Annotated in this window: 13 protein-coding genes; 10 read left to right on the forward strand and 3 right to left on the reverse strand. The window is 50.9% G+C overall.

Going from position 1 to position 14,381, the window contains the following annotated elements:
* The first annotated feature begins 91 nt into the window (after nucleotides 1–91).
* The 5 genes from ompA (at nucleotide 92) to SK35_RS12215 (ending at nucleotide 5,491) form a co-directional block, all read left to right on the forward strand.
* Complete coding sequence (gene ompA / locus SK35_RS12195) at nucleotides 92–1,138, forward strand: porin OmpA (protein WP_008784866.1); 1,047 nt, start codon at nucleotides 92–94, stop codon at nucleotides 1,136–1,138.
* Nucleotides 1,139–1,323: 185 nt separating this feature from the next.
* On the forward strand, nucleotides 1,324–2,112 hold the full coding sequence (locus SK35_RS12200) for a hypothetical protein (protein ID WP_053071017.1): 789 nt from the start codon (nucleotides 1,324–1,326) through the stop codon (nucleotides 2,110–2,112).
* Between the two features lie 94 nt (nucleotides 2,113–2,206).
* Nucleotides 2,207–2,482 (forward strand): metal/formaldehyde-sensitive transcriptional repressor, encoded by a 276-nt coding sequence (locus SK35_RS12205; RefSeq protein ID WP_003833178.1) that lies wholly within the window; start codon nucleotides 2,207–2,209, stop codon nucleotides 2,480–2,482.
* Between the two features lie 32 nt (nucleotides 2,483–2,514).
* Nucleotides 2,515–3,633: an S-(hydroxymethyl)glutathione dehydrogenase/class III alcohol dehydrogenase gene (locus SK35_RS12210; protein ID WP_008784862.1), complete on the forward strand. Its 1,119-nt coding sequence runs from the start codon at nucleotides 2,515–2,517 to the stop codon at nucleotides 3,631–3,633.
* A gap of 169 nt (nucleotides 3,634–3,802) precedes the next feature.
* The gene (locus tag SK35_RS12215) at nucleotides 3,803–5,491 is read left to right on the forward strand and encodes a methyl-accepting chemotaxis protein (protein ID WP_048214135.1); all 1,689 of its coding nucleotides are present in this window, start codon (nucleotides 3,803–3,805) and stop codon (nucleotides 5,489–5,491) included.
* A 40-nt stretch (nucleotides 5,492–5,531) separates the two neighbouring features.
* Here SK35_RS12215 and pcaQ read toward each other — a convergent pair whose 3' ends face one another.
* Nucleotides 5,532–6,455, reverse strand: a complete 924-nt coding sequence (gene pcaQ / locus SK35_RS12220; RefSeq protein WP_003020288.1) for a pca operon transcription factor PcaQ — start codon at nucleotides 6,453–6,455, stop codon at nucleotides 5,532–5,534.
* A 231-nt stretch (nucleotides 6,456–6,686) separates the two neighbouring features.
* Here pcaQ and SK35_RS12225 point away from each other — a divergent pair, with 231 nt between their 5' ends.
* The 4 genes from SK35_RS12225 (at nucleotide 6,687) to SK35_RS12240 (ending at nucleotide 11,293) form a co-directional block, all read left to right on the forward strand.
* Nucleotides 6,687–7,589 carry a manganese-dependent inorganic pyrophosphatase gene (locus SK35_RS12225; RefSeq protein ID WP_048214136.1) on the forward strand — a complete coding sequence of 301 codons (903 nt, stop codon included), beginning with the start codon at nucleotides 6,687–6,689 and terminating at the stop codon, nucleotides 7,587–7,589.
* A gap of 120 nt (nucleotides 7,590–7,709) precedes the next feature.
* Nucleotides 7,710–9,053 carry a 2-oxoadipate dioxygenase/decarboxylase HglS gene (hglS, locus tag SK35_RS12230; RefSeq protein ID WP_003020282.1) on the forward strand — a complete coding sequence of 448 codons (1,344 nt, stop codon included), beginning with the start codon at nucleotides 7,710–7,712 and terminating at the stop codon, nucleotides 9,051–9,053.
* 193 nt (nucleotides 9,054–9,246) lie between these two features.
* On the forward strand, nucleotides 9,247–10,902 hold the full coding sequence (locus tag SK35_RS12235; RefSeq protein WP_047411098.1) for a glucan biosynthesis protein D: 1,656 nt from the start codon (nucleotides 9,247–9,249) through the stop codon (nucleotides 10,900–10,902).
* A 166-nt stretch (nucleotides 10,903–11,068) separates the two neighbouring features.
* Nucleotides 11,069–11,293 carry a YdcH family protein gene (locus SK35_RS12240; protein WP_048214137.1) on the forward strand — a complete coding sequence of 75 codons (225 nt, stop codon included), beginning with the start codon at nucleotides 11,069–11,071 and terminating at the stop codon, nucleotides 11,291–11,293.
* Nucleotides 11,294–11,359: 66 nt separating this feature from the next.
* On the opposite strand, the gene alr is transcribed toward SK35_RS12240, so the two are convergent.
* Nucleotides 11,360–12,586 (reverse strand): alanine racemase, encoded by a 1,227-nt coding sequence (gene alr / locus SK35_RS12245; RefSeq protein ID WP_048214138.1) that lies wholly within the window; start codon nucleotides 12,584–12,586, stop codon nucleotides 11,360–11,362.
* Between the two features lie 218 nt (nucleotides 12,587–12,804).
* Between alr and rimL the strand changes: the two genes are divergently transcribed.
* The gene (gene rimL, locus SK35_RS12250) at nucleotides 12,805–13,350 is read left to right on the forward strand and encodes a 50S ribosomal protein L7/L12-serine acetyltransferase (RefSeq protein WP_048214139.1); all 546 of its coding nucleotides are present in this window, start codon (nucleotides 12,805–12,807) and stop codon (nucleotides 13,348–13,350) included.
* Here rimL and ydcK read toward each other — a convergent pair.
* Nucleotides 13,342–14,322 (reverse strand): YdcK family protein, encoded by a 981-nt coding sequence (gene ydcK / locus SK35_RS12255; RefSeq protein WP_048214140.1) that lies wholly within the window; start codon nucleotides 14,320–14,322, stop codon nucleotides 13,342–13,344. The two genes, rimL and ydcK, sit on opposite strands and share 9 nt — an antisense overlap.
* Nucleotides 14,323–14,381 lie beyond the last annotated feature (59 nt).

Below are 14,381 nucleotides of genomic sequence, written 5' to 3' on the forward strand. Positions count from 1 at the left end.
AAAACGATTATCAGCCTTCATTAAAAATCTTATTGTAGCGCCGACTAACAGATAACTAACTGACAAACGGCAAGTCTATAATAGGAAATTTATGAAAAAGACGCTTATTACACTCATTATTGCAAATGCACTGACCGCGACTACGGCATTTGCCGCAGCGGATGCGGGAACCTGGTATGCTGGTGGGAAATTTGGTTGGTCGCATTACTTTGATACCAGCGCAAGCCAGCAAACGGGGGCTAATGGTAATAAATATGGTGATGTTGGTTTTGATAGCGATAACGTCGGTGGTGGTGTATTTACAGGCTATCAGATTACTCCATGGCTGGCAGTTGAAGGCGGTTATGACTATTTAGGCAACATGCAATTCAACGGTAAAAATGGCGCATCTGGTTCTCAAATGAAAAGTCAGGGCCTGCAATTATCTCTGAAGGCAAGTTATGGTCTGACAGATAATTGGGATCTCTACGGCCGTGCAGGGGCAATGGGATATCGCGCGGAGTCAGATATTAAAGGCAATAACCGCTTTGATACCGGTGTGCGTCCGGTTGTGGCTGTTGGTACGGAATATGCCTTTAACAAGAACTGGGCTGGCCGCGTGGAATATCAATGGGTGAGCAATGTGGGTAATGAAAACCAGATTGGCGTATCAAGCGATGTTAGTTCCGTTACCGCTGGGTTGTCATATCGCTTTGGCCAGCATGACGATGCGGAGGTTACGCCTGCACCGGCAGTTGCCGCAACTCCTGCGCCTGAACCTCAGCGTTTTAACTTAAAATCTGATGTGATGTTTGGTTATGATTCAGCAGCATTAACCCCAGAAGGGAAAGCGGCGATTGCGCAGTTATACCGAAATCCTGGTCTGCAACCGGCCAAAGACAAAGCGACCGTTGTTATTGGCTATAGCGATCGCACCGGAGCCGCAGATTATAACCAGCAACTGTCAGCCCAGCGCGCGCAGGCTGTTGCCGATGAATTAGTCGCGTTAGGCATGCCAGCTGCAAATATTACTGCACAAGGACATGGTTCGAGTGATTCTGTCACGGGATCCAGTTGTGATGGGCAGACCGGACAGCAGCTGATTAATTGCCTTGCTCCAGATCGCCATGTCGTTGTTGAGATCACTGATAAGCACTAAATCGGTGTACAAAAGCCCTCCTCATTATTGAATGGGGAGGGCTTTTTTATTCGCACAGTGAACTATCATTAACTGTGACAAATTAAAGATGTTAGAGCGTAATTATGTTCATAGAATCCTTAGTTTCGAGAGCTAAAGGTAGATTATGGCGTTATTTTCTGCCACGGTTTACTCTGAAAAATCATGTGGATGATCAAGTATATAATTACTATGGTGTTTATTTTTCGGATGTAAAACAAGAAAAATATCAGCTTGTGAGCCTAAGAGGCAAAAATGTTGTGCTTGAAAAATGGCATGCTGATCAGCACGCCTATATGGAGAAAATAAACCTTCCACTCAATGATATTGAAAAAATGAATGTTGAGATTATTCATTGGAGAAAGCAAGGTCCATTAAGGTTTGATTCGATTTTTCTTTTTGCAATAAATTATTTCACACGTATTGCTTATGCAAAAAATGCTCTGACGAGAGCAAAAAGCAATCTCTTTTCTTCATTCGCCAGTAACAAGTCGTTGAGTGGACTTGATCGTATAATGTTGCTACAGATGCTGGTGAACGAATATGTACATCAATCGCCAGAGAAAACTCACACTGGAGTAACATGTGATGAGGTTATTGATCTATTGTACGGGACGCTTTGGTATAAACATATCAAGAATGAAGATTTCAGGAGGAAGGTCTTTCTGCTGCTCCAGTCACTTGTAATTACAGAGGATGTCAGATTTAGTGATGAAAAATATTATATACAAGGCAAGGCTATTTCAACAATTGTCACATGGGAATCTGAGGAGAGAAGGGACAAGCAACAGTTCAGGATCCAACGAAACATTAACCGCTTAATGCTTGTAATTACTGCATCCACATTGATGATCACGATAGCAATATTAGCTCAGGCAGGTCTTATTAATTTACATAATCTTTGGGAGCATCTTACACAATTAAAACCCATCCGTGTGTTGTTCAAACTAATATAATAAAAATCAATGCGTTAACATAATCAGCACTCATATATTTTACAGCCAAATAACAAATCTGATAGCATACCCCCCTATAGTATCTGGAGGGCGTATGCCGCATTCACCTGAAGACAAGAAACGCATTCTCACCCGTGTACGCCGTATTCGCGGTCAAGTTGATGCGCTTGAGCGTGCACTGGAATCTGGCGAACCGTGTCTGGCAATCCTGCAGCAAATTGCCGCCGTGCGCGGTGCATCCAATGGCCTGATGGGCGAAATGGTTGAGATCCATCTGAAAGACGAGCTGGTCAGCGGAGAAACAACGCCAGACCAGCGTGCCGTGCGCATGGCTGAAATCGGCCATCTTCTGCGTGCTTATCTAAAATAACATCATCACCTCGCAATAATGGGAAGAGACAAATGAAATCACGTGCAGCAGTTGCATTCGGCCCCGGCCAACCGTTAAAAATTGTCGAAATCGACGTCGCACCGCCAAAGAAAGGTGAAGTGCTGGTTAAAATTACCCATACCGGCGTGTGCCACACCGACGCCTTTACGCTCTCTGGCGACGATCCGGAAGGCGTATTCCCGGCGGTACTTGGCCATGAAGGTGGCGGCATTGTGGTTGAAGTAGGCGAAGGCGTCACCAGTCTGAAACCGGGCGATCATGTGATCCCGCTGTACACCGCAGAGTGCGGCGAGTGTAAGTTCTGTAAATCGGGTAAAACCAACTTGTGCCAGGCCGTACGTGCGACCCAGGGCAAAGGTCTGATGCCGGATGGCACAACGCGCTTCTCGTATAACGGTGAGCCGATTTATCACTATATGGGCACCAGCACCTTCAGCGAATACACCGTTTGCGCGGAGATCTCTCTGGCGAAGGTTAACCCGCAGGCCCCGCTGGACAAAGTGTGTCTGCTGGGTTGTGGCGTGACCACCGGTATCGGAGCAGTCCATAACACCGCAAAAGTGAAAGAAGGCGACACCGTCGCCGTATTTGGTCTGGGCGGTATTGGTCTGGCGGTAATTCAGGGCGCGGTGCAGGCGAAAGCCGGGCGTATTCTGGCCGTTGATACCAATCCGGAAAAATTTAAGCTGGCAGGTGAAATGGGCGCGACTGATTTCATCAACCCGAAGGATTACGACAAACCGATTCAGGATGTGATCGTTGAGCTGACCGATGGCGGCGTGGATTTTAGCTTTGAATGTATCGGCAACGTTAACGTGATGCGCGCGGCACTGGAATGTTGCCATAAAGGATGGGGTGAAAGCATCATCATTGGCGTGGCGGGAGCAGGGCAAGAGATCAAAACGCGTCCGTTCCAGCTGGTTACCGGGCGCGTCTGGCGCGGTTCCGCGTTTGGCGGCGTGAAAGGGCGTACTCAACTTCCTGGCATGGTTGAAGAAGCAATGAGTGGGAAAATTCAGTTGGATCCCTTTATTACCCACCGTTTACCGCTGGAGCAGATTAACGAAGCGTTCGATTTAATGCATCAGGGTAAGTCCATCCGTACCGTTATCCACTTTGGCGATAACTGATTCATTGGCCAGCGGATTTAACCGCTGGCACTTTCCTGAATTTTTTAGAATTATGTTGTGAAAGTGTGACGAATCCGGCGCTTTTCACGGTAAGTAAACTTCCCGGATTGCCGATGACTATCTAACGGGCGTGTTTTCACGCATAAACCCTACAAGAGAGTCGACGGTCATGGACAACACTACATCGATGCAAGCCCAGCATAAACTGGGCTTTCTGCATCAAATCCGGCTGGTTCCGCTGTTTTCCTCCATTCTCGGTGGCATCCTTCTGCTGTTCGCCTTAAGTTCCGGACTGGCAAGCTATTTTCTTATGCAGGCCGATCGCGATCAGCGCGACGTGACCGATGAGATTCAGGTCAGGATGGGGTTATCTAACAGCTCTAACCATTTACGTACCGCACGTATCAACATGATCCACGCCGGCGCGGCGAGCCGTATTGCCGAAATGGATGACATGAAGGCCAATATTGCCGAGGCCGAAAAACGGATCAAGCAGTCGCAGGACGGTTTCAATGCTTATATGTCACGCGCGGTAAAAACGTCTGCCGATGAAGCGTTAGATGCTGAACTGAGCGCCAGCTTCAAAGCCTATATCGACGGCTTACAGCCTATGTTGAAGTACGCTAAAAACGGCATGTTTGAAGCGATCATCAACCATGAAAATGAACAGGCCAGACCGCTGGACTCTGCTTACAACAAGGTGTTGTTAAAAGCGATCGACATTCGTACCGCAAGGGCGAACCAGTTAAGCGAACAGGCGCACCAGCGTACACAGCTCGGCATGGCTTTTATGCTGGGTGCATTCGTTCTTGCGCTGGCGCTGACCGTAATGACGTTCATTGTTCTGCGCCGCACGGTCATTCATCCTCTGTTACGCGCGGCCAAGCGTATTGAGCAAATTTCCGCGGGCGATCTGACCATGCAAGATGAACCGACCGGGCGCAGCGAAATTGGTCGCCTGAGCCGCCATCTGCAGACAATGCAACGATCGTTGGGGAAAACGGTGGGTACGGTACGTCAGGGTGCGGAAGAAATATACCGCGGTACCAGTGAGATTTCGGCGGGTAATACCGATTTGTCTTCACGTACTGAACAACAGGCCGCAGCGATTGAACAAACGGCAGCCAGCATGGAAGAGCTGACCGCCACGGTGAAGCAAAACGCCGACAACGCGCATCACGCAAGTAAGCTGGCGGAAGATGCGTCCGGTAAGGCCAGTCGGGGCGGTCAGATGGTTTCTGGCGTGGTGAAAACCATGGGCAATATCTCAACGAGCTCGAAGAAAATCTCCGAAATCACAGCCGTGATTAATAGCATTGCTTTCCAGACCAATATCCTGGCGCTGAACGCGGCGGTTGAGGCGGCGCGGGCAGGAGAGCAGGGGCGTGGATTTGCCGTGGTCGCCAGTGAAGTCCGTACGTTGGCAAGCCGCAGCGCTCAGGCGGCAAAAGAGATTGAAGGATTGATCAGCGAATCGGTCCGACTGATTGACCAGGGCTCCGGAGAAGTCGTCGCGGCGGGCAATACGATGACGGATATTGTCGATGCGGTAAAACGCGTGACCGATATCATGCTGGAAATCGCGGCGGCTTCTGATGAGCAGAGCCGGGGTATCGTACAGGTGAGCCAGGCGATATCAGAAATGGATAAAGTTACGCAGCAAAATGCCTCGCTGGTTGAAGAAGCATCGGCTGCGGCGGCCTCTCTCGAAGAGCAGGCGGCGCGCTTAACGGAAGCCGTAGGTACATTTCGCTTAACGGGAACGAGTGCAATTAAACGCCCTCCCGTAACCACTACGCCTGACCATTCGCGTCCGCAGACGGCAACGGCCAGTGGCGATAACTGGGAAACGTTTTAACAATAAATTAAGGGACCTGATGGTCCCTTAATATTTGGCATCAAAACGGTACGGTTTTGCGTATTGCGGCGATGAGGATCTGCGCGGCCTGAGAGAGTTGCACATCGACACGGGTAAGAATACCGATGGGTTCACCCGCACCATGGGTAGGTATCGGCAACGACACCAGCGTCGCCTGGCGTAAATCCTCTCTAACCGCGCCTGAAGGGACAAACCACACATAGTCGTAATCAACCGTCAGCTGGCGGGAAAGCGATGCTGACAGCGTTTCAATGCAGCCTGGCGGCATTTTACAACCCTGACTTTGCAACAATGCTTCTGCGTGCTGGCGAGGCGCGGTTCCTTTTGGCGAAACCACCACCGGCCACTCCATTACCCGACTTAACGTGATGGTTTCCTGCAACAGCGGATGATTAGGGCGCACGACCAGTTTAAGTGATTCCAGAAACAACAATTCATAGTTCAGACCGACCATTAATTCCGGATCGGCCATGCGACCAATGCCAAGATCGATTTCCCCGGATTTTAAACCTGCCAGAATCATCGGATTGCTCATGGTGGCGACCTGTAGCGTGGTCTCCATTTGCTGCTTGTGGAAAGGACCAATTACCGCAGGCAGAATGCCCAGTGCCGCGGTGGGTAAGGCCCCGATCCGTACGACATCAGTCTGCGATTCTTCGCGCTGATTTAACGCTTGTCCGGCGGTGTTGAGCGCATCCAGCACTCTTACCGCGTGGGTAAGAAACTGTTCTCCGGGCAGCGTTAACTGCGCGCCAAGGCGGCCACGTTCAAAGAGCCGGGTACCGGTCAGTTGCTCCAGTTCATTTAGCGTTTTGGAGAGAGCCGGTTGGCTCAGGTTAAGGGTCTCAGCCGCGCGCCCCAACGTTCCCTGCTGTGCAACGGCGACAAAAGTATGAAGGTGGCGCAAGCGAATGCGCTGATTGAACAGAACATTTTTTTCCATAAGCGATGTTAAAAACAGAGCCGTATCGGTGACAAGTAAAGTTGTTTGTTTTTGATAACCTGATAGCAAAATATTATTAACATTTATCATGTTTTACTTACAACTGATTTATTTTGCTTATGTTTTGTACAGCATTGCTGGGTGGTGGGATCATGGAAGGGAGTGTGCCCAGTCGTTATACTTTGGTGATTGTTTACTTTTGAACGATTTCTCTTCACAAGGCACTGATGAATGATACATGTAATAGGGCACCTTAATCCCGATAGCGATGCCATCTGCACCGCCGCAATGACGGCGCGTTGGCTTAGTTTACGTGGCCAGCAGGCGACGGCATGGCGTTTGGGCGAGCCTAATCGCGAAACGCAGTTTATCTTTGAGCATGCGGGGCTGACGATGCCTGAACGGTTGACGTTTGAACTGACCGATCGTGATGTCTGGCTGGTCGATTTCACCGAGCCGGCCCAGGGACCGGAATCGTTAACAGAAAGTAACGTGGTTGGAATTATCGATCATCACCGACTTGGTGGGTTAGTCACCCGTCTGCCACCGGAAGTGTGGGTGAAGCCTGTCGGCAGTAGCGCAACCCTGCTGTGGCAACTGATGACGGAGGATGAACGCAACCAGTTATCTTCCGCTGAGGCTGTTTTACTGCTCGGCGCCGTATTGAGTGACACTGTCACGCTTCGTTCACCAACGACGACCACTGACGATCGCCAGGCGGTTGATGCGCTGGCCCAAAAAACCGGAGTGGATCTTGACGCTTTCAGTCGCGACCTGCTGTCAGCCAAAACAAGCGTGGAAGGGATGAGCGCCCGCGAGCTTCTGCAGAAAGACATTAAAACCTTCACCATCCATGGGCATTCAGTTTGTGTAGCGCAGCTTGAACTGTATGCGCTGCAACAGGTGGATGCGGTGCTGGACGATCTCCGTCAGGAAATGGCGCGCTATGCAGAAGAAAAGAACGCTGCGTTAGTCGTGCTGATGCTCACTGACATCAATCTGGGTGATACCAGCTTATGGTTTGCTGGAGCAGAACTTTCAGACATCCCGCAGCCTTGCAAGGTAGAAGGTATGCTTAGCCGTAAAAAACAGATGCTGCCCTGGCTGGAAAGTCATTTGAAACCACGCCAGTAGGTACTGTTCATCGTTTGTATGGGTGGGAAGTTTACGCGGGGTCACACTTTGTAAATTCTTCCCACCGGAGTCAGCGGCGTTTTCTACACTCCAGGTAATATTCACTGGAGGCATGACATTATGGCGAACACCATCACGGCAGATGAGATTCGGGAACAATTTTCGCAGGCAATGTCAGCAATGTACCAGCAGGAAGTCCCGCAGTACGGCACGTTGCTGGAACTTGTCGCTGATGTGAATCTGGCGGTACTGGAAAATAATCCGACGCTGCATGAAAAACTGGCGAATGCGGATGAACTGGCCCGGCTAAACGTTGAGCGTCATGGCGCCATTCGAGTGGGTACCGCGCAGGAGCTTTCTACGCTGCGCCGGATGTTTGCCGTTATGGGCATGTATCCGGTGAGTTATTACGATCTCTCCCAGGCGGGCGTCCCCGTACATTCCACAGCCTTTCGTCCCATCGACGATGCCTCGCTATCGCGCAACCCGTTTCGGGTATTCACCTCGTTATTACGGCTCGAACTAATCGAAAACGCCGCGCTGCGGCAAAAAGCCGCTGAGATCCTCGCGAAACGCGATATTTTCACTCGCCGTTGCCACGAACTGCTGGATGAATTTGACGCGCAGGGCAGTTTTACATCTGAACAGGCGCAAGAATTTGTGCATGAAGCGCTGGAAACATTCCGCTGGCATCAGCACGCCACGGTCGATGAAGAGACCTATCACGCATTACATAACGAACACCGGCTGATTGCTGATGTAGTGTGCTTCCCCGGTTGTCATATCAACCATCTGACACCGCGAACGCTGGATATTGACCGGGTGCAGTCGATGATGCCGGAATGCGGCATTGAACCGAAAATACTGATTGAAGGGCCGCCGCGCCGCGAGGTGCCCATTTTATTGCGTCAGACCAGTTTCAAAGCGCTGGAAGAACCGGTGTTGTTTGCCGGTGAAATGCGCGGCACTCACACGGCACGTTTTGGTGAAATCGAACAGCGCGGCGTGGCCCTGACACCGAAAGGCAGAGCGTTGTACGACGAATTGCTGAATAAAGCGGGAACGGGGAAAGACAATCTGACGCACCAGCTACACCTTCAGGAAGTATTCAAGGCCTTCCCGGACAGCGAATTCCTGCTGCGCCAGCAGGGGCTAGCCTGGTTCCGCTATCGTCTGACGCCATCGGGTGAAGCGCATCGGCAGGCGATTCGCCCGGATGACGATCCGCAGCCGCTTATTGAACGGGGCTGGCTGGTTGCGCAACCCATCACCTACGAAGATTTTTTACCGGTGAGCGCCGCAGGAATTTTCCAGTCCAATTTGGGTAATGAAACACAGGCTCGCAGCCACGGAAATTCCAGCCGCGACGCGTTTGAACAGGCGCTGGGTTGCGCGGTTTATGATGAGTTTGCGCTGTATCAGGAGGCTCAAGAGCGAAGTAAACGTCGGTGTGGTTTACTTTAATGGAATTTACATGGGATTCGGTCTGTTCCCATCGACATAAAATATTTTCGATTTTGTACAGATAATCGGCGACCAACAATTGGATTATTAATGAATTTTGTCTAGAGTGAGCGGTCAGAAATGTGCACTCTCATGCCGCAGATTTTGACCGGCGCGGGACCATTTACACGACCAGAAGGACTCACTTTCAGGCATGAATCGCAGACGATTTATTAAAGGTTCAATGGCAATGGCCGCCGTGTGCGGAACCAGTGGTATTGCATCACTCTTTTCCCGCGCCGCCTTTGCGGCAGAGTCTGACATTGCAGACGGAAAAACCGTACGTTTTGATTTTTCCGTTCTGCAATCGATGGCCCATGACTTAGCACAGAAACCCTGGGGCGGCGCACCACGCGCGTTACCGGACACGCTGGCGAAACTGACGCCGCAGGCCTACAACAGCATTCAATATGACGCAGAGCAGTCTCTGTGGAACAATGTTGAAAATCGTCAGCTTGATGCGCAGTTCTTTCACGTGGGAATGGGCTTCCGTCGCCGTGTACGCATGTTTTCAGTTGATGGTAGTACGCATATGGCGCGTGAAATTCACTTCCGTCCGGAACTGTTTAAATACAACGACGCGGGTGTGGATACCAAACAATTGGAAGGGCAGACTGACCTCGGATTCGCTGGATTCCGCGTGTTTAAAGCGCCAGAACTGGCCCGCCGCGATGTCGTTTCTTTCCTGGGCGCCAGCTATTTCCGCGCCGTGGATGACACCTATCAGTACGGTTTATCGGCCCGTGGTCTGGCGGTAGATACCTACACCGACAGCAAAGAAGAGTTTCCTGATTTCACCTCTTTCTGGTTTGAAACGGTTAAACCGGGCGCAACCTCCTTTACCGTGTATGCGCTTCTCGACAGCCCAAGCGTAACCGGCGCATTCAAGTTCGTGATCCACTGCGAGAAAACGCAGGTGATTATGGATGTACAAAACCACATCTATGCGCGCAAAGACATCAAGCAGCTCGGCATTGCGCCGATGACCAGCATGTTCAGCTGCGGCAACAATGAGCGTCGGATGTGCGACACTATTCACCCGCAAATCCATGACTCAGATCGTCTGGCGATGTGGCGGGGCAATGGCGAGTGGATCTGCCGTCCGCTGAATAACCCGCAAAAGCTGCAGTTCAACGCCTATACCGATAACAACCCGAAAGGGTTTGGCTTGCTGCAACTCGATCGCGACTTCTCCCATTATCAGGACATCATGGGCTGGTATAACAAGCGCCCAAGCCTGTGGGTCGAACCGCGCAACCAGTGGGGCAAGGGGACCATCGGTCTGATGGAGATCCCGACGACCGGCGAAACGCTGGATAACGTTGTCTGCTTCTGGCAGCCGGACAAGAAGATCAAAGCCGGCGATGAGCTGGAATTCAAATATCGCCTGTACTGGAGCGCTCAACCGCCGGTGCGTTCACCGCTGGCTCGCGTGATGGCGACCCGGACAGGCATGGGCGGTTTCCCGGAAGGATGGGCACCGGGCGAGCATTACCCAGAAAAATGGGCGCGTCGTTTTGCCGTTGACTTCGTTGGTGGCGATCTAAAAGCGGCTGCGCCGAAAGGCATTGAACCGGTGATTACGCTCTCCAGCGGTGAAGCGAAACAGATTGAGATCCTCTACGTGGAGCCTATCGATGGTTATCGCATTCAGTTTGACTGGTATCCGACCTCTGACTCAACCGATCCGGTAGATATGCGTATGTTCCTGCGTTGTCAGGGTGACGCCATCAGCGAAACCTGGCTGTATCAGTACTTCCCGCCAGCGCCGGATAAACGTCAGTACGTTGACGACCGCGAGATGCGTTAAGCCCCCCTTTACGGCTCTCCTGATGGGGAGCCGTATCTGCATTCATCCTCATAACGACTCTGTACACTATTTACTCGATCCTGTTCGCATTTTTCTGTATGGCAAATGGGTACTCTGTGGGTGTGTATTTCTTATACACGTTCTTGTCCACTAACAGGGAGAAAGTATGTTTCCAGAATACAGAGAGCTTATTTCCCGACTGAAATCCGAGAACCCTCGCTTTCTGTCCTTATTCGAAAAACACAACAGCCTTGATCATGAGATCTCCAGACTGGAAGGTTCGGATGGTCGGGGGTATAGTTTGGACATTGTTCGTCTTAAGAAACAGAAACTCCACCTGAAGGAAGATCTGCTCAAAATATTGCAAAAAGAGAGTGTCAGTGAGAGCTAAGTAGAACGGCGCTTGCTGTGTAAAAGGGCTTCCTGCGAGAAACGGAAGCCCTTCCTGTTTTAGGTGTTAATCGACCATCACGCGTTTGTTCGTCGCCCCCCAGAGGATCGACATTTCAGTGAACAACGCGCCGCTAATTTCTTCGACTTCTTCTGCACTAACCTGCGCATTTCCCTGTTTACCGAACAGCACCACTTCATCACCGGATGCAACCTGCGGCAAATCGGTTACATCGACGATCACGGTATTCATGGATGTTTTACCCAGTACCGGAACCCGCTGGCCGCGGATCAGCACGTGCCCTGCATTACTGAACACACGGCGATAACCATCGGCATAACCTGTCGGGATATTGGCCAGAACGGAATCACGTTTAAGGGTATAGGTTCTGTCATATCCGACGGTGTTTCCTTTGGGGTAATGGTTTACCGACGCGATGGCAGATTTAAACGTCATGACGCGTTTGTATTCGGTGCTGGCGATGGTATCGCCATAGAAAATACCGCCAACACGCACCATGTCGAGCCAGGATTCTGGAACGGTCAGGGTAGCGAACGTATTCGCGACATGCAGGGTGACATCTTCGCGCTTAAGCCCGGTAATTTTCAGTACCTGGGCTGATTGCGTATTGAAACGGGCCAGATCGCGTTTTACCACTGCCGCATCTTCTTCCGGGAAATGCGACATGATGCCGACAATTTTCAGGCCGGGTAATGCGGAAATAGCGCGTGCTTCTTCCAGACCTGCAGCGGTACTGACTTCCAGACCGTTACGCGACATACCGCCAGAGTTCAGCGCAAGATGGATACGAATAGTTTTACCTTTCTCTTGAGCGATTGCACTTAGACGCTTAGCCATATCCAGATTACCGATAAGCTCTTCGGTATCGAAATCCGCCGCCTGGCGCATCTCTTTTTCCGTCGCATTACGCACGCGCATGAGCTGCGATGTATAGCCTGACTGGCGAACGGTACTAATCTCCTCGTTGCTGGCGATGCCAATACATTGTACGCCGTTTTGCATCATCACCGGTGTTACCAGTGAGAGATCGTGGCCATACGCGTCGCCTTTAAGAATGGCGCACATCCGGGTTTTATCTCCCAGCAGTTGCTGAACTTTATGAATGTTATATTCCAGCGCGCTACGGGAAATTTCCAGCGTGGTATTATCCACGGCCTGTTGCTTATTGACGGCAAAGGGAACGGGGCCCGCTTGCGTGGTAGAAACAGGTTGGTGACAGGCGGTAATCAGTAAAAGCGGAATAAGTGCTAAACGACCCAAAGGTGCTGCCATGCTTGCTCCTTAGCAATAGAATGAAAGTGTTATTGTCATCATTACGGTCTATCCATGAGGGGATACCCGGATCACCAGAGTAACGGGTTCCACGCCAGAGATTCTTTCTAAGTGATTGCTGTTACAGCATAAAAATAAGACATCCCCGGCGCTAAACAGAGTAATATCGGCTACTGCCAGTCAGAAATGCCCCGTTTACGATCGCAAAGGAGATAAACATGTCAGAAATAATTATCGTTAGTGACGCGCTGGAACTGCGGGCGGTAGAAGAACACCACGTCACCCTTTTGCATCAGTTGGTGCTTAAAAATAAAACCTGGCTCCAACAGTCACTGAACTGGCCGCAGTTTGTCGAATCTGAGGACGACACGCGTAAGAACGTGCAGGGGAATATGATGTTGCACCAGCGCGGCTACGCCAAAATGTTCCTTATTTTCGAACAAGGGGAGGTGGCTGGCGTTATCTCGTTTAACCAGATAGAGCCGCTGAACAAAGCCGCTTATATTGGTTATTGGCTGGGTGAAGAGCACCAGGGCAAAGGCATTCTGTCTCAGGCGCTACAGGCAATGATTCATCATTATGCGCAGCGCCAGGAGATTCGCCGCTTCGTGATTAAATGTCGTGTAGATAACGTCAAGAGCAACCAGGTTGCACTGCGCAATGGCTTCCGACTGGAAGGATGTATGCAACAGGCGGAGTTCCTTAATGGCGATTACCATGACGTGAATCTCTACGCCCGCATCATTGATGGCTCTTCAGAATAAACCGGCGATAGGGGTGCGCGTGATACGTTGTTCGCCGTTGATCACTTTTGGCCCGCGCAGATGGATCGCATCGCCATCAAAGGCTTCAACTTGGGCCTGATCGGTTATCTCAATATGATGCTCGATCAGCACTTCACCCAGAATACAGGCATAGCCTTCAATCAGGATGTGACCGTCAAGCTGGAGCGGTCCGCCACGTAATTGCGCATGCCCCCCAACCAGCACGTGGTGTTTCAGCACGCAGTTACCTTCAACCACCGCGTGTTCCGCCACCTGCGAGCTGTAGCGCAGGGTAGGAATGGCGTCTTCATCCGTTCCGGCGATGACGCGTGCATGCCCATAGACTTTGGCGCAATCGCAGATCCAGACATTATTCTCTTCGTTGCCTTCTATCCGTGCAAAATCAAAAACTTCAGCCCGATGTTCTATAAAGGCATAATTGATCATCGCATCGCCATAGATTTGCGCCTGATGCACCACGCGTGAATTGCTGACTGCCGCCCGCTCGTAAATTTGCAGGAGCTGGTCGCTTTCACGGGTTAACCCTCTGGCCGCAATGATTTCAGAGTCACACACAATGCGTGCATCACCGCAGATGAGGCACTCACCGCGAACAACAGAATCCTGAATGGTGACGTTGTCACGTATTTGCGCGTTATGGCTGATTTCTGCTCGGTCAATCCAGACGGCATCACCAATTTGCGCGCCATCTCTGACCACGCTTGCCTGTGTAATACGGGCGTCTCCGGTTATCGTCGCGCCGGAAAACGCGAGCGCATTCTCATCGTATATCCAGCAATTACCGCTTTGCGACAGAACGCTTTCATCATCAATCCAGCCGCCGGGCGTACCGGATCTAACATCATTAAAATCAATGAGTGCGATGATTTGGCGTAGTAATACACTTTTTTTATTGCCATTATCCAGGTAACTAAAGGAGCGAGATTCATCGCTTAGACGGTATTTGGTCATAGCTCATTTCCATGTTGCGCACCTTAGTTAAACGTAGCAAAGTTTTCTGCACTGGCTAA

This window comes from Citrobacter sp. MGH105 (assembly GCF_001037485.2).
In the GTDB taxonomy this organism is placed as follows: Bacteria; Pseudomonadota; Gammaproteobacteria; order Enterobacterales; family Enterobacteriaceae; genus Citrobacter; species Citrobacter portucalensis.